Origin of the sequence: Blastococcus sp. DSM 46786 (assembly GCF_900109665.1) — a bacterium.
In the GTDB taxonomy this organism is placed as follows: domain Bacteria; phylum Actinomycetota; class Actinomycetes; order Mycobacteriales; family Geodermatophilaceae; genus Blastococcus; species Blastococcus carthaginiensis.
The window spans coordinates 76,575-95,229 of sequence record NZ_FOAO01000021.1; the positions used below are offsets into that span (position 1 = coordinate 76,575).

Sequence of the window (18,655 nt, forward strand, 5' to 3'; positions counted from 1 at the left end):
GGATGGCCGAAACGTCGAATCCGGTCCGCACCTGCGTGGGGTGCCGGAAGCGCGCGTCGGCCGACGACCTGCTGCGCGTCGTCGTCGTGGCCGGGAACGTGGTTCCCGATCCGCGGCGGCGCCTCCCCGGTCGTGGTGCCTCGCTGCACCCGACCACGGAGTGCCTGCGCGCAGCGGAGCGACGCCGGGCCTTCCCGCGGGCGCTGCGCAGCAGCGCCCCGGTGGAGGTCGGTCCGCTCCGGGCCCACGTCCTGGGCGCCTCTCCGGGGGCCACCGGGACCGGGCTGGGAGAGGGCGGGAGCAGTACCCAGTCGGGCCGGCACCAGGCCGGTCCGCACGTCGACAGGACACCGTCGGATGACTCAGCCGTGAAGTTCTCACGATGACCATGCGCCACTAACGACGAGGTCGAGCGGGCAAGCCGCCGGCCTCACCAAGAGGAGACCCGTGCCAGGCAAAGCCCGCGTACACGAACTCGCCAAGGAGTTCGGTGTCGACAGCAAGACCGTGCTCGCCAAGCTCAAGGAGCAGGGCGAGTTCGTGAAGTCCGCGTCCTCCACCGTCGAGGCCCCCGTGGCCCGGCGGCTGCGCGAGGCGCTCGGCGCCGCCACCGGCGGCGGCAACGACGGGGCCGCCGCCGCGCGCCCGAACGCACCCGCGCCCCGACCGGCCGCCCCGGCGCCGCAGGCGGCCCCCCAGGCCCCGGTTGCTCCGCAGGCCCCGGCCGCGTCGGCTCCGGCCCGCCTGGCCGGCCCCGGACCCCGTCCGGGTCCGCGCCCGGCTGCGCCCGCCCCGCAGGCGCCGGCCGCCCAGGCCCCGGCTCCGCAGGCCCCGGCCGCCCAGGCCCCGGCTCCGCAGGCTCCGGCCGCCCAGGCTCCCGCGGCGCCCCCGCAGCAGCCGTCCGCGCCGCGTCCCGCTGCGTCCCGCCCGGCCCCGGCCGGTGGCGGTGCGCCCGGCGGTCCGCGTCCCGGTCCGCGGCCGGCTCCGCGTCCGGGCAACAACCCGTTCAGCAGCACGCCGCGCCCCGGCCCCGCGGCCGGTGGCTCCCGTCCGGGCCCGTCCGGTGGGCCCCGGCCCGCGCCCGGCGCGGGCGGTCCCCGTCCGGCGCCCGGTGCGGGCGGTCCGCGCCCCGGTCCGGGCGGTCCCCGTCCCGGCGCCGGTCCCGGCGGTCCCCGTCCGGCGGCCGGTCCCGGTGGCCCGCGCCCGAACCCGGGCATGATGCCGCAGCGTCCTTCGCCCGGCATGATGCCGCCCCGTCCCGCCGGTGGCGGCCGACCGGGCGGTGGGCCCGGCGGTGCCGGCCGCGGCCGCCCGGGTGGTCCCGGTGCCGGCGGCGGTGGCTTCCGTCCCGGTGGCGGCGGCGGTGCCGGCGCCCCCGCCGGCGGTGGTTTCCGCGGTGGCGGCGGTGGCCGTGGCCGTGGTCGCGGCGGCTCCGGTGCCGGTACGGCCGGTGCCTTCGGGCGTCCCGGTGGCCGGGGTCCGGTCCGCGGGCGCAAGAGCAAGAAGCAGCGGCGTCAGGAGTTCGACTCCATGGCGGCGCCCAGCATGGGCGGCGTCAGCCTGCCGCGCGGCAACGGGCAGACCGTCCGGCTGCCCCGCGGCGCCTCGCTGACCGACCTGGCCGAGCGCATCAACGCCCAGCCGGCCGCGCTGGTGACCGCCCTGTTCCACCTGGGCGAGATGGTCACCGCGACGCAGTCGGTGAACGACGAGACGCTGCAGCTGCTCGGTGCCGAGATCGGCTGGGTCATCCAGGTCGTCAGCCCCGAGGACGAGGACCGCGAGCTCCTCGAGACCTTCGACCTCACCTTCGGGGACGAGGAGGGCGACGAGGAGGACTGGTCGGCCCGCCCGCCGGTGGTGACCGTCATGGGTCACGTCGACCACGGGAAGACCAAGCTGCTCGACGCCCTGCGCGACGCCAACGTGGTGGCCCGCGAGGCCGGCGGCATCACCCAGCACATCGGCGCCTACCAGATCGTCACCGAACTCGACGGCAACGAGCGTCCGGTCACCTTCATCGACACCCCGGGTCACGAGTCGTTCACCGCGATGCGTGCCCGCGGCGCGAAGGTCACCGACATCGTCGTCCTCGTGGTCGCCGCCGACGACGGCGTCATGCCGCAGACGGTCGAGGCGCTCAACCACGCCCAGGCCGCCGAGGTGCCGATCGTGGTCGCGGTGAACAAGGTGGACAAGGAGGGGGCCAACCCCGCCAAGATCCGCCAGCAGCTCACCGAGTACGGCCTGGTCGCCGAGGAGTACGGCGGCGAGACGATGTTCGTCGACGTCTCGGCGATCACCCGGCAGGGTCTCGACAACCTGCTCGCGGCGATCCTGCTGACCGCCGACGCCTCGCTGGACCTGCGCGCGAACACCGAGCAGGACCCGCAGGGTGTGGTCATCGAGGGCAAGCTGGACAAGGGCCGCGGCCCCGTCGCCACGGTGCTCGTCCAGCGCGGCACGCTGCGCCAGGGCGACTCGATCGTGGCCGGCGACGCCTACGGTCGCGTCCGGTCACTGCTCGACGAGCACGGCAACAAGCTGAAGGAGGCTCTGCCGGCCCGCCCCGTGCAGGTCGTGGGCCTCACCTCGGTGCCCCGTGCCGGTGACACCTTCCTCGTCGTCGACGAGGACCGCGTCGCCCGGCAGATCGCCGACCGCCGCCAGGCTCGCATCCGCAACGCGCAGAACGCCTCGATGCGCAAGCGGATCAGCCTGGAGGACCTCGACGCGGCGCTCAAGGAGAACCGTCAGCTCAACCTGATCATCAAGGGCGACAACTCGGGCACCGTCGAGGCGCTCGAAGAGGCGCTGATGAAGATCGAGGTCGACGACGAGATCTCGCTGCGGGTCATCCACCGCGGCGTCGGCGGGATCACCAAGAGCGACATCGACCTGGCGCTGGCCGACGACGTCATCGTCCTGGGCTTCAACGTCCGGGCCGAGGGCCAGGCCACCGAGCTCGCCAACCGCGAAGGGGTGGACGTCCGGTACTACACGGTCATCTACCAGGCGATCGACGAGATCGAGGCCGCGCTCAAGGGCATGCTCAAGCCGATCTACGAGGAGGTCCAGCTCGGCACGGCAGAGGTCCGCGAGGTCTTCCGGGTGCCGAAGGTGGGCAACGTCGCCGGCTCGCTGGTCCGCAGCGGCACGATCGTGCGCAACTCGAAGGCGCGCCTGATCCGTGACGGTGCCGTGGTCGCCGACAACCTGTCGGTGGACTCCCTCCGCCGGTTCAAGGACGACGCGACCGAGGTCCGCGAGGGCTACGAGTGCGGTATCGGCCTGGGGTCGTACAACGACATCAAGGTCGATGACGTGATCGAGACCTTCGAGCTGCGCGAGAAGCCGCGCGACTGATCTGCCCAGCGGTCCCCTGATGATCAGGTCACCTGATCATCAGGGGACCTGGCTCACCGTCGGCGGTGAGCCAGGACCCCACCAGCTGAGCCAGGAGGCCCGTCTCAGCCGCGGAGGGCGTTCGGCAGCTCCCGGAGGAAGAGGACGATCGCCGTGTTCACCGGGACGCTGATCGCGGACCTGCTGCTGGGCGACGTCCACTCGCTCAAGGGCAAGCGCGCCGTGGTGCGGCCGATCGTGGCCGAGCTCCGGCGCCGGTTCGCCGTCGCCGCGGCGGAGGTCGGCGACCAGGACCTGCACCGCCGGGTGCAGATCGGGATCGCCACCGTCGCGGGGGAGGCCGGCCAGGTCACCGACGTCCTCGACGCCTGCGAGCGGTTGCTGGCGGAGCGGCCGGAGGTGACGCTGCTGTCGACCCACCGGCAGCTGTTCAGCGACAGCGATTGAAGGACGCCCTCTCCCCACGGCTCGCCGCGGGACCCTGCGAGACGGCCGTTCCACCCACGAACCTTGGAGGTCCCGATGGCCGATCCGGCCCGTGCACGCAAGCTGGCGGTGCGCATCCGGCAGATCGTCTCCGCGGCGATCGAGTCGCAGATCAAGGACCCCCGCCTGGGCATGGTCACCGTCACCGACGCCCGGGTGACGAGCGACCTGCGGGAGGCAACGGTCTTCTACACCGTCTACGGCGACGAGACGCAGATCGCCGACTCGGCGAAGGCGCTCACCAGCGCCACCGGGGTGCTGCGGTCCACCGTGGGTCGGCAGACCGGCATCAAGTTCGTCCCGTCGCTGACGTTCGTGGCCGACATCGTGCCCGACACGGCCCGCGAGCTCGAGGAGGCGCTCGAGCGGGCCCGGCACGCCGACGCAGAGCTCGCCCGCGCCCGGGAGGGCGCCAGCTACGCCGGCGAGGCCGACCCCTACCGGCGGCCCGCGGAGGACGAGGACGACGACGAGCACGACGTGGACGCCCCGGCCGACCGCGGACCTGCCGATGACGGTGGCGAGGACCTGACGCCCCGGACGAGGAGCACCCTGTGAGCGAGACCGACCCCGACCCGAACCTGCCCGACGAGGGCCAGGGCCGCTCCGAGCTGGGTGGCCGGCCGGCGCCCGATGCGGGCGACCCGACCCAGGGCGGCAAGCGCGGCCAGATCGGTGACGTGCCGAGCATCGCCCGGGACGAGCCGGACGACGGCGGCCCGGGCTACCCGGTGGGCGGCGGCGACATCACCGAGCGGCAGGGCGGCCGGGTCGCCGACCCCGACCCCACCGAGTGACCCCCCGGCTCCCGGTCGGTGGCGCGGCCGAGGACCTCGCCACCGCCACGCGGTCGGCCGCTGCGGTGCTCGCCGAGGCGGCCCGGGAACGGGCGACCGTGGTGCTCTCCGGGCACGTCCAGCCCGACGCCGACGCCCTCGGCAGCACCCTGGCGCTCGCCGAGGGGCTGCGGCGGTGCGGTGCCCGGGTGCTCGCCACCTTCCCCGGCCCCTTCACCCTGCCCGCCTCGCTCGGGTGGATCCCCGGCGCCGAGGGGCTGGTGCCCGCCGACGCCGTCCCGTCGTCCCCGGACGTCTTCGTCAGCCTGGACGCGGCCTCGCCCGGACGACTCGGCGAGCTGGCCTCGCTGCTCGACCGCGCCGGCACCTCCGTGGTCGTCGACCACCACGCCAGCAACCCCGGCTTCGGCCGGGTGCGGCTGGTGGACCCCGCCGCGCCCGCCACGGTCACGCTCGTCGCCGACCTGCTCGACGGCCTGGGCGTGGCGCTGGACGCCCGGCTGGCCACCTGCCTCTACGCCGGGCTCGCCGCCGACACCGGGTCCTTCCGGTTCGGCAGCACCCGGCCGGAGACCCACGAGCTCGCCGCCCGCCTGCTCGCCACGGGCATCGACCACGCCGCGATCAGCCGCCGGTTGTTCGACACCGCCCCCTTCGGCTGGCTCGGGCTGCTCTCAGTCGTCGCCGGCCGCGCGGCGCTCGAGCGGGAGGTGGGCGCCGGGCTGGTCTGGACCTGGTCCAGCACCGCCGAGGCGGCCGAGCACGGTCTCCCCGGGGAGCAGCTCGAGGCGCTCGTCGACGTGGTCCGCTCCACCGCGGAGGCCGACGTCGCCTGCGTGCTCAAGGGGCAGGCCGACGGGTCGTGGTCGGTGTCGCTGCGCTCGCGGGGCGCCACCGACGTGTCCCGGGTGGCCACGGCGCTCGGCGGGGGCGGGCACCGCGCGGCAGCCGGCTACACCTCCCACCTCGACCGGGAGAAGACGGTGGAGGCGCTCCGCACGGAGCTCTGCACACTGTCGGCCTCCGGCCTCCCACCGCGTCCAAGTGCCTTCCCAGACGGGCGCTGAGCCGGACCCGGCCGCCGCGTCGGGAAGCCTCCGGCCCCCGCGCCGCGACGACCGCGACCAGGTGCCTTCCCAGACGGGCGCTGAGCCGGATCCGGGCACCGCGCCGGGAGGGCTCCGCCCTCCGCGCCCCGGCGCCCGCGGTCCCGCGGGCCTCGCGTCGCGGCCGGCGTCCGTCCTCTCCCTCGCGCTGCCGGCGCTGGTGGTGCTCGCGGCCGAGCCGCTGTACCTGCTGGTGGACACCGCGGTCGTCGGCAACCTGGGCACGGTCGCGCTCGGCGGGCTCGCCGTCGGGGGCGGGTTGCTGGCGTGGGCCGCCGCGCTGCTGAACTTCCTGGCCTACGGCACCACCGCGCGCGCGGCCCGCCGCGCCGGCGCCGGCGACCGGGCCGGTGCCGTCGAGGAGGGCGTGCAGGCGACCTGGCTCGCGCTCGGCCTCGGGGTGCTCGTGCTGGCCCTCTTCCAGCTGCTGGCCGGGCCGCTGACCCGGGCGCTCGCCGGGGGCGCGGGACCGGTCGCCACGGCGGGGGAGGAGTGGCTGCGGGTCGCCGCCCTCGGTGCTCCGCTGCTGCTGGTCTCGCTGGCCGGGAACGGGTGGCTCCGCGGGGTGCAGGAGCTGCGCCGCCCGGTGCGCTACGTCGTCGCGGGGAGCCTGCTGAGCCTCGTCCTGTGCCCCCTGCTCGTGCACCCGGCGGGGCTGGGCCTCGTCGGGTCCGCCGTGGCGAACGTGGCCGGGCAGGCGCTCACCGCCGCCCTGTTCGTGCGTAGGCTGCTCCGCGAGGGCGCCACCTGGACCGCCCGTCCCCGGGCGATCGTGCGGCAGCTGGTCATCGGCCGGGACCTGCTGCTGCGCGCCGCGGTGCTCCAGCTGTCGTTCCTCGTCGCCGCCGGTGTCGCCGCGAGGGCCGGGACCGCCGCCCTGGGGGCGCACCAGATCGCGCTGCAGCTGTTCTTCTTCCTCGCCCTGGTCCTGGACGCCTACGCGATCGCCGCGCAGACGCTGGTCGGTCACGCGCTGGGCGGCGGGCGGCCCGAGGAGGCCCGTGCCACAGCGCGCCGGGTGGTCCTGTGGGGCCTGGGCACCGGCTGCCTCGTGGCGGTCGTGCTGCTCGCGCTCCGCGACGTGGTCCCGCCGCTGTTCACCGACGACCCTGCGGTCCTCGCGCAGGCCGCCGTCGTCTGGTGGTTCCTCGCGTGCTTCCAGCCGCTGGCGGGCGTGGTGTTCGCGCTGGACGGCGTCCTCATGGGTGCCGGTGACGTGGGGTACCTGCGGACGGTCACCATCGCGGCCGCGCTGGTCGGCTTCCTGCCGCTGTCGCTGCTCGCCGGGCCGCTCGGGCTGGGCCTCGCCGGCATCTGGACCGGCCTGACGCTGTTCATCGCGCTGCGGCTGCTCGCCGTCCTGGTGCGGGTGGCGGGTGACCGCTGGCTGGGGGCACCTGAGACGGTGAGGAGGTGAGCCCCCGACGCCTTGACGCCGACGTCCCGCCCGGTCTGCTGCTCGTGGACAAACCCGGCGGCATGACCTCCCACGACGTCGTCGCCCGCGCCCGCCGGGCGCTGTCGGTGCGCAAGATCGGGCACGCCGGCACGCTCGACCCCATGGCCACCGGGCTGCTGGTCCTGGGCGTCGGCACCGCGACCCGGCTGCTCGGGTACGTCGGCGGCCACGACAAGACCTACGAGGCCACGATCCGGCTCGGGCAGGCGACGGTCACCGACGACCGCGAGGGCGAGGTGCTGAGCTCCACCTCCGCGGCGCACCTCGGGGACGACGACATCCGGGCGGCCCTGGCCGCGCAGAACGGGCCGCTGCAGCAGGTGCCGTCGGCGGTGAGCGCGGTCAAGGTCGACGGCCGCCGGTCCTACGACCGCGTGCGGGCGGGGGAGGCCGTGGAGCTCGCCCCGCGCTCGGTCACCGTGCACCGGCTCGAGGTCCACCGCACCGCCCGTCCCGAGGCCGACGTGTTCGACGTCGACGTCACGGTCGACTGCACCGCCGGCACCTACATCCGCGCCATCGCCCGCGACGCCGGTGCGGCGCTGGGCGTCGGCGGCCACCTGACCGCGCTGCGCCGCACCGCGTCGGGCCCGTTCGCGATCGCGCAGGCGGGCACCGTCGAGGACGCCGCCGCCTCGCTGGTCGCCGGCGGCGGTCCCGGGTTCCTGGGTCTCACCGAGGCCGCCCGGCTGGTCTTCCCCGAGCGCCCGCTCACCGCCGAGGAGGCGCGGGCGCTGGGCTACGGCCAGCGCATCCCCGCCAGCGGTGCGGCCGGCCTGCACGCCGCCGTGGACCCCGACGGCCGGCTGTCGGCCCTGGTCGAGGACGCCGGTCGCACGGCGCGTGTCGTCGTCGGCTTCCCGCCGGCCTGAGCCGGTGGCAGCCTGGCGACCGTGACTCTCGACGCCCGGCTGGCCGACCTCGACGCGCTGCTGCGCCCGCTGCCCGGGGTGCTGGTCGCGTTCTCCGGAGGCGTGGACTCCGGCGTGCTGCTCGCCGCCGCGGTGCGCGCGCTCGGGACCGGCCGGGTGGTCGCGGCCACCGCCGTCTCGCCCAGCCTGCCGGCCGGCGAGCTCGCGGGTGCGGGAGAGTTCGCGGCGTCGCTCGGCGTCCGGCACGAGCGGCCCCGCACCGACGAGCTGTCCCGTCCCGGGTACCGCGCCAACGCCGGGGACCGGTGCGCCTTCTGCAAGGCCGAGCTGGTCGAGGTGCTCCGCCCGCTGGCCGACCGGCTGGGCATCGACGACGTCGTCACCGGGACCAACGCAGACGACGTCGTGGCCGGCTTCCGGCCGGGCATCCGCGCGGCGGCCGAGCGGGGCGCCTGGACGCCGCTGGCGCGGGCCGGCCTCACCAAGGACGACGTCCGCGCCGCCGCCCGCCGGTGGGGGCTGCCGCTGGCCGACAAGCCCGCCGCGGCCTGCCTGGCCAGCCGGATCGCGTACGGGGTGCCGGTGTCGGCCGCGGGGCTGGCGCGGGTGGAGCACGCCGAGGCGGCGCTGCGGGCCGCGCTCGCGGGCGCCGGGCTGCCGGTGCGCGACCTACGGGTGCGGGATCTGGGGGAGGATCGCGCTCGCGTGGAGGTCGATGCCGCGCTGGTGGCCGACGTGGCGGCGCGGCCGGAGCTCCTGTCGGCGGTCGCCGGGTTCGCCGCCGTGGAGGTGGACCCGCGCGGTTTCCGGTCGGGGGCGATGAACGAGCTGCTGCCCGACCCCGTCCGCTACCGCTGAGCCGAGCGGGCGATCCGGGCGGCGGCGACCCCGGCCCCGAACCCGTTGTCGATGTTGACGACGAGCACGCCGGGCGCGCAGGCCGTGAGCATGGTGAGCAGCGCGGCCAGACCCTCGAACGCGGCGCCGTAGCCCACCGACGTGGGGACGGCGACGACGAGGCGGTCGGTCAGCCCGGCGACGACGCTCGGCAGCGCACCGTCCATCCCGGCGACCACGACCACGGCGTCGGCCGCGCCCAGGTCCGGGGCGACGGCGAGGACCCGGTGGATCCCCGCCACCCCGACGTCGTCGACCCGCCGGCAGCCCACGCCGCACGCGCGCAGCGTGGCGGCGACCTCCGCGGCCACCGGGCCGTCGGAGGTGCCCGCGGTGAGCACGAGCACCTCGCCGACCGGGTCCGGCACCGCTCCCACGAAGGCGCACCCCGCCTCCTCGTCGACGACGGCGTCCGGCCACCGCTCGCGGATCGCGGCCGCGGTGGCGCCGTCGACCCGGCTCGCCCAGGCGAACGGCGGCGGGGCCCCCTCGAGCAGCGCGGCCAGGCAGGCGACGGTCTGGGCGGGTGTCTTGCCGGCCGCGAAGACCACCTCCGGCGTGCCGGTGCGGGCCTCGCGATCCAGGTCCAGGCGGGCGAAGCCCAGGTCTGCGGTGCGGGGTGCGCTCACCCGCGCCAGCGTGCCGCACGCGCGGCCGGTCGGGCGGTTGGCACCGACGCCGTCCGGGAAGGGGACCGACCATGAGCGTCGTCAAGATCAACGCGATCACCGTGCCGAAGGACAAGCAGGAGCGCTTCGAGGAGCGGTTCCGCGGGCGCGCCGGAGCCGTGGAGAGCACGCCGGGCTTCGAGTGGTTCGAGCTGCTCCGCCCGGTCGAGGGCACCGACCAGTACCTGGTCTACACGCGGTGGAGCAGCGTGGAGGCCTACGAGGCGTGGCAGTCCAGCCAGGACTTCGACCGCGCCCACGACGGCGGCGGCGACACCCTCGCCTCCGCCGCCCCGCACTCGGCGCACGTCTGGACCTACGAGGTGCTCGAGACCGCCGGGCCGAAGGGCGAGCACCAGGGGCAGGCCTGAGCCGGGTTAGTGTGACGGCACCGGCCCCGCACGCCCGCGGGCCGGTGCCGATCCCTCGCACGCCCGGGTAGGAGCCATGACCGACACGCTCGCCGACAGCCGCACCTCGTCCCGGACGTTCGTCGACGGCGTGCCGGTGGTCGTGGAGGACGTGCAGCGCCGTTCCACCACCGAGCGCGAGGAACTGCTCGCCGACCCCGGCTTCGGCCGCTACTTCACCGACCACATGTTCGTGGCCCGGTACCAGGTCGGCCGCGGCTGGTACGACGCCCGGCTCACCCAGTACGGCCCGCTGCCGATGGACCCCGGCACCGCCGCCCTGCACTACGCGCAGTCGATCTTCGAGGGGCTCAAGGCCTACGCCCAGCCCGACGGCAGCGTGGCCACCTTCCGGCCCGAGGCCAACGCCGCGCGCTTCGTCCGCAGCGCCGAGCGGCTGGCCATGCCGCCGGTCCCCGAGCACGCCTTCCTCGCCGCCGTCGACGCGCTCGTCGACGCCGACCGCGACTGGGTGCCCACCGGGCCGGACCAGACGCTGTACCTGCGCCCGTACCAGCTGGCCAGCGAGTCCTTCCTCGGCGTCCGGCCGGCGCACGAGTACCTCTTCCTCGTCATCGCCAGCCCGGCCGGTGCCTACTTCCCGCGCGGCGTGCACCCGGTCTCGGTCTTCGTCTCCGAGGACTACGTGCGGGCCGCGCCCGGCGGGACCGGCGACGTCAAGTGCGCCGGCAACTACGCCGCCAGCCTGCGGCCCCAGCAGCAGGCCAGCGAGCTCGGCTGCGACCAGGTCGTCTACCTCGACGCCGTGGAGCGGCGCTCCATCGAGGAGCTGGGCGGGATGAACCTGTTCTTCGTCCTGGGCTCCGGTGAGGACGCCGAGCTGGTCACCCCCGAGCTCTCCGGCACGCTGCTGCCGGGCATCACCCGTGACTCGCTGATCACCGTCGCCCGTGAGCTCGGGCACCGCGTGACCGAGCGGAAGGTGACCCTCGACGAGTGGCGCAGCGGCGCGCTCGACGGCTCGATCACCGAGACCTTCGCCTGCGGGACGGCCGCCGTCATCACGCCGGTCGGACAGATCCGTGCCCGCACCGGTGACTTCACCGTGGGCGACGGGGAGCCCGGACCGGTCACCATGCGGCTGCGCGAGACGCTGCTCGACATCCAGCACGGGCGGGTGGCCGACACCCACGGCTGGCTGCACCAGGTCTCCTGACCGCGGCGGGGGACGGTCGCGTGCTGCGCTGGCGGGGGCTGGAGTCCACCCCCGGTGACCTCGGGCGGACCGTGGTCACCGTCGGGATGTACGACGGTGTGCACCGCGGGCACCAGAAGCTCATCGGGGCGGCCGTCGCGCGGGCCCGGGCGATGCGGCGTCCCTGCCTCCTGCTGACCTTCGACCCGCACCCGGCCGAGGTCGTGCGCCCGGGATCGCACCCGGCGATCCTGACCTCCCTGGACCGCAAGGCCGAGCTCGTCGCGGAGCTGGGGGTGGACGCCATGTGCGTGCTGCCCTTCACCGCGGAGTTCATGAAGCTCCCGCCGGAGACGTTCACCCACACCGTGCTCGTCGAACGGCTGCACGCCGCACAGGTGGTGGTGGGGGAGAACTTCACCTACGGGCACCGCGCCGCCGGCACCGTCACCACGCTGACCGCGGAGGGGCGCCGCTTCGGCTTCGCCGTCGAGGGGGTGTCCCTGGCGCAGGACGCCTCGGAGGACGGCGAGGTGACCATCTCCTCGACCTACGTCCGGGCCTGCGTCGCCGCCGGGGACCTGGTGCCCGCCGCCCGTGCGCTCGGCCGGCCGCACCGGGTCGACGGCGTGGTGGTGCGGGGGGACCGCCGCGGCCGCGACCTCGGCTACCCGACGGCGAACGTCGAGACGCCGCCGTACACCGCGATCCCCGCCGACGGTGTCTACGCCGGGCACCTGGTCACCCGCGACCCGCGCAGCGGGGCCAGCCGCGAGCGGTTCCCGGCGGCGATCTCGGTGGGCACCAACCCCACCTTCCAAGGCAGCCGCCGCACGGTGGAGGCCTACGTGCTGGACTACGACGGCGACCTCTACGGCGAGCACGTCGGCGTCAAGTTCGCCCTCCGGCTCCGGCCCATGGCCGCCTTCACCGACGTGGAGGGCCTGCTGGCCGCCATGGCCAAGGACGTCGAGGACACCCGCCACGTCCTGGGGTTGACGAACTGACGGGAGCAGGTCGCACCGAGTGGGACCCGGAGGGTTCCGCGCAGGGACGACGCAGCGGCTCAGCACCGTGGGGACGGCACCCGGTGGCGGTCGGAGTCCGGAGGACGACGTCGGACATGGCCTCCGGCCCCCACTCGGTCCGACCGGCCGATCACCGCTGGTAGTCTCGTCGCCAGCCGTGCATGCACGGCTGTGTGAGAGCTGCCCTCGTGAGTCAGACCGGGGGCCACACGTGACCCGCCCAGGAGGCGAACCATGGCGCTCGACAGCGCGACGAAGCAGCAGATCATGACCGAGTACGCGACGGTCGACAAGGACACCGGTTCGCCCGAGGTGCAGGTCGCGATGCTGTCCCGCCGGATCAGCGACCTCACCGAGCACCTCCGGCACCACAAGCACGACCACCACAGCCGGCGGGGCCTGCTCCTGCTGGTCGGCCGGCGCCGCCGGCTGCTGAACTACCTGGCGAAGACCGACATCAACCGCTACCGGTCGCTGATCGAGCGGCTCGGCCTGCGCCGATAGCACGTCGAGGGGACCGCTCCGGGTAGCCGGGACGGTCCCCTCTCTCGTGCGGCACCCGCCGCACGGGCCACGGCGAGCAGCCCGACGCGTCCGTCGCAGAGGGCCGGTCCTCGGTAGTGGCCCCCGGGACACCCCGAGCACGGGGAGTGGTCCTCCGCCCGACGGGGAACCAGCACCGCCCGAGGGCTTCGATCGAAGACCGGTCGCCCCGGACGCCGACGGCGTGCACCGCCGTACGAGGAAGTCGCACCCGGCAAGGGGCCGGCTGCGACCAGACGAGAGAAGGACAGCGTGTCCGCACCCACCACCAGCGGCCCGATCGCCGCCGAGTTCGACCCCGAGGACGGGGTCACCACCGCCACCGCGGTCATCGACAACGGCAGCTTCGGCAGCCGCAGCATCACCTTCGAGACCGGCCGGCTGGCCAAGCAGGCCGCCGGCTCCGTCGTCGTGACGATGGGCGACAGCATGCTGCTGTCGGCCACCACGGCCGGCCGTCAGCCCAAGGAGCACTTCGACTTCTTCCCGCTGACCGTCGACGTCGAGGAGCGGATGTACGCCGCGGGTCGCATCCCCGGCTCGTTCTTCCGCCGCGAGGGCCGGCCCTCGGAGGACGCGATCCTCACCTGCCGGCTGATCGACCGCCCGCTGCGGCCGACCTTCGCCAAGGGCCTGCGCAACGAGGTCCAGGTCGTCATCACCGTCATGGCCCTGGACCCCGAGCACCTCTACGACGTCATGGCCATCAACGGCGCGTCGGCCTCCACCCAGCTGTCGGGCCTGCCGTTCTCCGGCCCGATCGGCGGCACCCGCGTCGCGCTCATCCGCGGCCAGTGGGTCGCCTTCCCGACGCACTCGGAGCTCGAGGACGCCGTCTTCGACATGGTCGTCGCCGGTCGCCTCCTCCCGGACGGCGACGTCGCGATCATGATGGTCGAGGCCGAGGCCACCGAGAAGACGATCGAGCTCGTCGCCGGTGGCGCCAGCGCCCCGACCGAGGAGGTCGTGGCCCAGGGCCTCGAGGCCGCCAAGCCCTTCATCAAGGCGCTGTGCGAGGCGCAGAGCGCGATGGCCGCCAAGGCCGCCAAGCCCGTCGCGGAGTTCCCGCGCTTCCTGGACTACCAGGACGACGTCTACGCCGCCGTCGAGTCCGCCGCCCTGACCCGCCTCGGCGAGGTGCAGGCCATCGCGGGCAAGCAGGAGCGCGAGGACGCCACCGAGGCGCTCAAGGACGAGGTCAAGGCCGCGCTCGCCGACCAGTTCGAGGGTCGTGAGAAGGAGGTCTCCGCCGCCTTCCGCGCCGTCACCAAGAAGGTCGTCCGGCAGCGGATCCTGCGCGACAAGGTCCGCATCGACGGCCGTGGCGTCACCGACATCCGGCCGCTGTCGGCCGAGGTCGAGGTCGTGCCCCGCGTGCACGGCTCGGCGCTGTTCGAGCGCGGCGAGACCCAGATCCTGGGCATCACCACGCTGAACATGCTCCGCATGGAGCAGCAGCTGGACACGCTGTCGCCGGACAACCGCAAGCGCTACATGCACAACTACAACTTCCCGCCGTACTCCACCGGCGAGACCGGCCGCGTGGGCTCGCCCAAGCGGCGCGAGATCGGCCACGGTGCGCTCGCCGAGCGCGCCCTGCTGCCGGTGCTGCCCGACCGCGAGGAGTTCCCCTACGCGATCCGGCAGGTCTCGGAGGCGCTGGGCTCCAACGGCTCCACCTCGATGGGCTCGGTCTGCGCCTCGACGCTGGCCCTGCTCAACGCCGGTGTGCCGCTGAGGGCGCCGGTCGCGGGCATCGCGATGGGCCTGGTCTCCGACCAGGTCGACGGCAAGACGGAGTACGTGGCGCTGACCGACATCCTCGGTGCCGAGGACGCGTTCGGTGACATGGACTTCAAGGTCGCCGGCACGCGGGACTTCGTCACCGCGCTGCAGCTGGACACCAAGCTCGACGGCATCCCGTCCGACGTGCTCGCCCAGGCGCTGACCCAGGCCCGCGCCGCCCGGCTGCACATCCTCGACGTGATGAACGAGGCGATCGACGCCCCGGACGAGATGAGCCCGTACGCCCCGCGCGTGACCACGGTGCGCATCCCGGTCGACAAGATCGGCGCGGTCATCGGCCCCAAGGGCCAGATGATCAACGCGATCCAGGACGAGACCGGCGCCGACATCACCATCGAGGACGACGGCACGATCTACGTCGGCGCCTCCGACGGCCCCTCGGCCCAGGCCGCGGTGGACCGGATCAACGCCATCGCCAACCCGCAGATGCCCAAGGTCGGCGAGCGCTTCCTCGGCACGGTCGTCAAGACCACGCCGTTCGGCGCCTTCGTCTCCCTGCTCCCGGGCAAGGACGGCCTGGTCCACATCAGCAAGCTCGGTGGCGGCAAGCGCATCGGCAAGGTCGAGGACGTCGCGAACGTCGGCGACAAGATGCAGGTCGAGATCACCGACATCGACGCCCGCGGCAAGATCAGCCTCGCGCCGGTCGCCGCCGAGGGTGCCGAGGGTGCCGACGGTGCCGAGGCCCCCGCCGAGGCCCCGGCCGAGTCCGCCCCTGCGGGGGAGTGACCACGACCGATCTGATCCGGGCCGGGGTGGGCGCCGCTTCTCCGGGAGCGGCCCCCACCCCGGTTCCCGTCGGGACGACCGCGCTGCTCGACCTCGACGAGGTCGGCGGCCGGGTGGAACGCACGGAGCTCCCCGGGGGGCTCCGCGTGCTCACCGAGACGATGCCGGGCGTGCTGTCGGCGACCCTCGGCATCTGGGTGGCCGTGGGCTCGCGCGACGAGACACCGGACGTCGCCGGGGCGTCGCACTTCCTCGAGCACCTGCTGTTCAAGGGGACGACGTCGCGCGGGGCGCTGGAGATCGCGACCGCCATGGACGCCGTCGGCGGCGAGATGAACGCGTTCACCGCCAAGGAGCACACCTGCTACTACGCCAACGTGCTCGCCAGCGACCTCCCGCTCGCGGTGACGCTGCTGGCCGACCTGGTCACCGAGGCGACCAACACGGCGGCGGACCTGGAGTCCGAGCGGACGGTGGTGCTCGAGGAGATCGCCATGCGCGACGACGAGCCCTCGGACGCCGTGCACGACCTGTTCGCCGAGACGCTCTACGGCGACACCTCGCTGGGTCGCTCCGTGCTGGGGACCGTCGAGTCGATCGAGGGGCTCACCCGCGACGACGTCGACGGCTGGTACCGCTCCCGCTACGCCGCGCCGTCGATCGTCGTGACGGCGGCCGGGCGGGTGGACCACCGGCAGGTGCTCGACCTGGTGACGGCGGCGTTCGGCGACCGGCTCTCCGGCACCGCTCGCCCCGCACCGCTGCGCACCGGTGACGTGGACCTCGCCCGGCCGGCACGCAGCACGGGGCTGATCTCGCGCCGTACCGAGCAGACCCACCTGCTGCTCGGCACGCCCGCGATGGGCCGGCTCGACGAGCGCCGCTACGTCGCCGCCGTCCTGGACGCCGCCGTCGGTGGTGGCATGAGCTCCCGGCTGTTCCAGGAGATCCGGGAGAAGCGCGGCCTGGTGTACAGCGTCGGGTCGGCGCTGACCCACTACGCCGGCGCGGGCGCCTTCTCGGTGTACGCCGGCTGCTCGAAGAAGCGCGTGCCCGAGGTGCTCCGCCTGGTCCGCGAGGAACTGGGGCGGGTCGCCGCCGACGGGCTGACGTCCGAGGAGGTGGCCCGGGCGCGCGGCCAGCTGAAGGGCGGGCTGGTGCTCGGCCTGGAGGACACCGGCTCGCGCATGAGCCGGCTCGGCAAGAGCGAGCTGTCCTACGGCGAGTACGTGCCGGTGCGCGACGTGCTGGCGCACATCGAGTCCGTCGACGAGACCCAGGTGCGGTCGGTGGCGGGGGAGCTGTTCGGCCAGGAGACCTGCCTGGCCGTGGTCGGCCCCTACCGCGAGTCCGACCTCGACCGGCTCTGACCCGACGGATGCGGACGACGCGGACCGGGCTGCCGCAGGCGGCCTTCGCGGTCGCGCTGCTGGTCTCCGTCGTCGTCCTGTTCCTGCCGGCCTCGGGGGTGCCGACCGCACCCCCGGGCACCGACAAGGCGGTCCACCTGCTCGTCTTCGCCGCCCTGGCGGGAACCGGGCGGTGGGCCGGCCTGCCCCGCCTGCCGCTCGGGGTCGGTCTCGCGGGCTACGCCCTGGGCAGCGAGCTGGTGCAGGGGCTGACCCCGCTGGGCCGGTCGATGTCCCTCGCCGACGTGGTGGCCGACATCGCGGGCATCCTGCTGGGACTGGTCGCGTGGGCAGCCGTCAGCCGGCGGGCGCGCTGACCCGGCGCCTGTCTTGCGTCCGGGCGCCGGGCCGGGAAACCTGACCGCGTGACGACGACCGCGACCGACCAGCAGCCCGCCCCCGCCGATCGGGAGTCCCCCCTCATCCCGGTGGGGGTGCTCGGCGCCCGCGGCCGGATGGGGACCGAGGTGGTCAAGGCGGTGAACGACACCGACGACCTCGAGCTCGTGGCCATGGTCGACGACGGCGACTGGCTGTTCAACGTGGCCGACGCCGGCGCGCAGGTCGTCGTCGACTTCACCCGTCCCGACGTGGTGATGGACAACATCCGGTTCTGCATCGACAACAACATCCACTGCGTCGTCGGGACGACCGGCTTCGACGAGGCCCGCCTGGCCACCGTCGCCGAGTGGCTCGAGCCCAAGCCCGAGCTGGGCGTCGTGATCGCCCCCAACTTCGGTATCGGGGCGATCCTGCTCATGCGCTTCGCCCAGGAGGCGGCGCGCTTCTTCCCGTCGGTCGAGGTCGTCGAGCTCCACCACCCGAACAAGGTGGACGCGCCCTCGGGAACGGCGGTGCGCACCGCGCGCCTCGTGGCGTCGGCCCGGCGGGCGGCCGGCCTGCCGCCGGTGCCGGACGCCACCACCGACGAGCTGCCCGGCGCCCGCGGCACCGACGTCGAGGGCGTGCGCGTGCACGCGGTCCGGCTGGCCGGGCTCGTCGCGCACCAGGAGGTGCTGCTCGGAGCCGCGGGGGAGTCGCTGACCCTGCGGCACGACTCGTTCGACCGCGCGTCCTTCATGCCCGGGGTGATGCTGGCAGTCCGGGAGATCGGGCGGCGGCCCGGTCTCACCGTCGGCATCGAAGGGTTCCTGGGGCTCTAGGAGGACCTGCTCACCCCCGCCGCGCGCGAGCCCCGACGGACCCCTGCAGCAGGGCCGTTGCCGCACGTCCTGCGCTCGGCGTGAGGCCTGGCAGGGGCGGCCACCTGGAGCTGGCGCGGGCTCCGGCGCGGGTCCCCGTAGGCAGCCACCAGCGCTGGCGCGGGATCCGACGCGGGTCTTCGCCCAGCGTGGGACCGGCTTCGGGCGGCTGGCTTCGCGGGACGATCCGACGGTGTGACGCGGACCGCTCTCCGGGGACTTGCGCACGGGGCCGCGAGGTCGTGTATGGTTCTCCATGCGCCGCGCGGCCCGGGAGGGCCGCCGGACCAGCCCCCGCTAGACGGGCTGCTGGAAACCGGCGTAGAGTTGGACATCCAGCCAGGGACGAAGCCCGGAAGGGTCGAGTTTCTGCGCGTCCGCTCCTTGAGAACTCAACAGCGTGCCGAAAGTCAGTGCCAAGTAATACCCCGTGCCGGTCTTCGGATCGGCTGGGATTCCTTTGGTTGATTGATATCGAGAGTGTCAGCTCTCGGTTCTCAGCCGGTATCAAATCATCTACGGAGAGTTTGATCCTGGCTCAGGACGAACGCTGGCGGCGTGCTTAACACATGCAAGTCGAACGGTGAACCACTTCGGTGGGGATCAGTGGCGAACGGGTGAGTAACACGTGGGCAACCTGCCCCTGGCTCTGGGATAACTCCAAGAAATTGGGGCTAATACCGGATATGACCGCTGACCGCATGGTCTGGTGGTGGAAAGA

General features: G+C 74.3%; 18 protein-coding genes, 1 rRNA gene and 1 pseudogene. 19 read left to right on the forward strand and 1 reads right to left on the reverse strand.

Translation table 11 applies throughout. From position 1 onward, the window contains the following. Nucleotides 1-2 precede the first annotated feature (2 nt). The 10 genes and pseudogenes from BMW62_RS17960 (at nt 3) to larE (ending at nt 8,944) form a co-directional block, all read left to right on the forward strand. Nucleotides 3-386 (forward strand): YlxR family protein, encoded by a 384-nt coding sequence (locus BMW62_RS17960; protein ID WP_091933753.1) that lies wholly within the window; start codon nt 3-5, stop codon nt 384-386. A 61-nt stretch (nt 387-447) separates the two neighbouring features. Continuing rightward, a pseudogene (locus BMW62_RS23530) lies at nt 448-591 on the forward strand (translation initiation factor IF-2 N-terminal domain-containing protein); the annotation flags it as partial. Between the two features lie 939 nt (nt 592-1,530). Further along, nucleotides 1,531-3,366: a translation initiation factor IF-2 gene (infB, locus tag BMW62_RS23265; RefSeq protein ID WP_244524136.1), complete on the forward strand. Its 1,836-nt coding sequence runs from the start codon at nt 1,531-1,533 to the stop codon at nt 3,364-3,366. A 153-nt stretch (nt 3,367-3,519) separates the two neighbouring features. Continuing rightward, nucleotides 3,520-3,813, forward strand: a complete 294-nt coding sequence (locus tag BMW62_RS17970) for a DUF503 domain-containing protein (RefSeq protein WP_091933759.1) — start codon at nt 3,520-3,522, stop codon at nt 3,811-3,813. Nucleotides 3,814-3,888: 75 nt separating this feature from the next. After that, complete coding sequence (gene rbfA / locus BMW62_RS17975; protein ID WP_091933762.1) at nt 3,889-4,410, forward strand: 30S ribosome-binding factor RbfA; 522 nt, start codon at nt 3,889-3,891, stop codon at nt 4,408-4,410. Next, on the forward strand, nt 4,407-4,649 hold the full coding sequence (locus tag BMW62_RS17980) for a hypothetical protein (RefSeq protein ID WP_091933765.1): 243 nt from the start codon (nt 4,407-4,409) through the stop codon (nt 4,647-4,649). Before rbfA ends, BMW62_RS17980 begins: the two co-directional genes overlap by 4 nt. Then, nucleotides 4,646-5,716, forward strand: a complete 1,071-nt coding sequence (locus BMW62_RS17985) for a DHH family phosphoesterase (protein WP_091933768.1) — start codon at nt 4,646-4,648, stop codon at nt 5,714-5,716. The genes BMW62_RS17980 and BMW62_RS17985 overlap by 4 nt, the downstream gene beginning before the upstream one ends. Nucleotides 5,717-5,777: 61 nt before the next feature. Beyond that, complete coding sequence (locus BMW62_RS17990) at nt 5,778-7,172, forward strand: MATE family efflux transporter (protein ID WP_091933771.1); 1,395 nt, start codon at nt 5,778-5,780, stop codon at nt 7,170-7,172. Beyond that, nucleotides 7,169-8,086, forward strand: a complete 918-nt coding sequence (gene truB, locus BMW62_RS17995; protein ID WP_091933774.1) for a tRNA pseudouridine(55) synthase TruB — start codon at nt 7,169-7,171, stop codon at nt 8,084-8,086. The genes BMW62_RS17990 and truB overlap by 4 nt, the downstream gene beginning before the upstream one ends. 21 nt (nt 8,087-8,107) lie before the next feature. After that, complete coding sequence (gene larE / locus BMW62_RS18000; RefSeq protein WP_091933776.1) at nt 8,108-8,944, forward strand: ATP-dependent sacrificial sulfur transferase LarE; 837 nt, start codon at nt 8,108-8,110, stop codon at nt 8,942-8,944. On the opposite strand, the gene larB is transcribed toward larE, so the two are convergent. Continuing rightward, nucleotides 8,935-9,612 carry a nickel pincer cofactor biosynthesis protein LarB gene (gene larB, locus BMW62_RS18005; RefSeq protein ID WP_091933778.1) on the reverse strand — a complete coding sequence of 226 codons (678 nt, stop codon included), beginning with the start codon at nt 9,610-9,612 and terminating at the stop codon, nt 8,935-8,937. The two genes, larE and larB, sit on opposite strands and share 10 nt — an antisense overlap. A gap of 71 nt (nt 9,613-9,683) precedes the next feature. On the opposite strand from larB, the gene BMW62_RS18010 reads away from it, so the two are divergent. The 9 genes from BMW62_RS18010 to BMW62_RS18050 form a co-directional block, all read left to right on the forward strand. Continuing rightward, complete coding sequence (locus BMW62_RS18010; RefSeq protein ID WP_091933781.1) at nt 9,684-10,022, forward strand: antibiotic biosynthesis monooxygenase family protein; 339 nt, start codon at nt 9,684-9,686, stop codon at nt 10,020-10,022. Nucleotides 10,023-10,098: 76 nt separating this feature from the next. Next, on the forward strand, nt 10,099-11,238 hold the full coding sequence (locus tag BMW62_RS18015; protein ID WP_170852456.1) for a branched-chain amino acid aminotransferase: 1,140 nt from the start codon (nt 10,099-10,101) through the stop codon (nt 11,236-11,238). Nucleotides 11,239-11,258: 20 nt separating this feature from the next. Continuing rightward, on the forward strand, nt 11,259-12,224 hold the full coding sequence (locus tag BMW62_RS18020; protein WP_091933784.1) for a bifunctional riboflavin kinase/FAD synthetase: 966 nt from the start codon (nt 11,259-11,261) through the stop codon (nt 12,222-12,224). Nucleotides 12,225-12,479: 255 nt separating this feature from the next. Continuing rightward, nucleotides 12,480-12,749, forward strand: coding sequence for a 30S ribosomal protein S15 (rpsO, locus tag BMW62_RS18025; RefSeq protein WP_091933787.1), 270 nt, complete (start codon nt 12,480-12,482; stop codon nt 12,747-12,749). Nucleotides 12,750-13,040: 291 nt separating this feature from the next. Further along, a complete protein-coding gene (locus BMW62_RS18030) occupies nt 13,041-15,323 on the forward strand; it encodes a polyribonucleotide nucleotidyltransferase (protein ID WP_211435190.1) in 2,283 nt (760 codons plus the stop codon). After that, nucleotides 15,320-16,693, forward strand: coding sequence for a M16 family metallopeptidase (locus BMW62_RS18035; RefSeq protein ID WP_244524135.1), 1,374 nt, complete (start codon nt 15,320-15,322; stop codon nt 16,691-16,693). The genes BMW62_RS18030 and BMW62_RS18035 overlap by 4 nt, the downstream gene beginning before the upstream one ends. Before the next feature lie 8 nt (nt 16,694-16,701). Beyond that, nucleotides 16,702-17,049 (forward strand): VanZ family protein, encoded by a 348-nt coding sequence (locus tag BMW62_RS18040; protein WP_091933789.1) that lies wholly within the window; start codon nt 16,702-16,704, stop codon nt 17,047-17,049. 48 nt (nt 17,050-17,097) lie between these two features. Further along, nucleotides 17,098-17,895 (forward strand): 4-hydroxy-tetrahydrodipicolinate reductase, encoded by a 798-nt coding sequence (gene dapB, locus BMW62_RS18045; RefSeq protein ID WP_091933792.1) that lies wholly within the window; start codon nt 17,098-17,100, stop codon nt 17,893-17,895. 554 nt (nt 17,896-18,449) lie between these two features. After that, a 16S ribosomal RNA gene (locus tag BMW62_RS18050) occupies nt 18,450-18,655 on the forward strand; the annotation flags it as partial.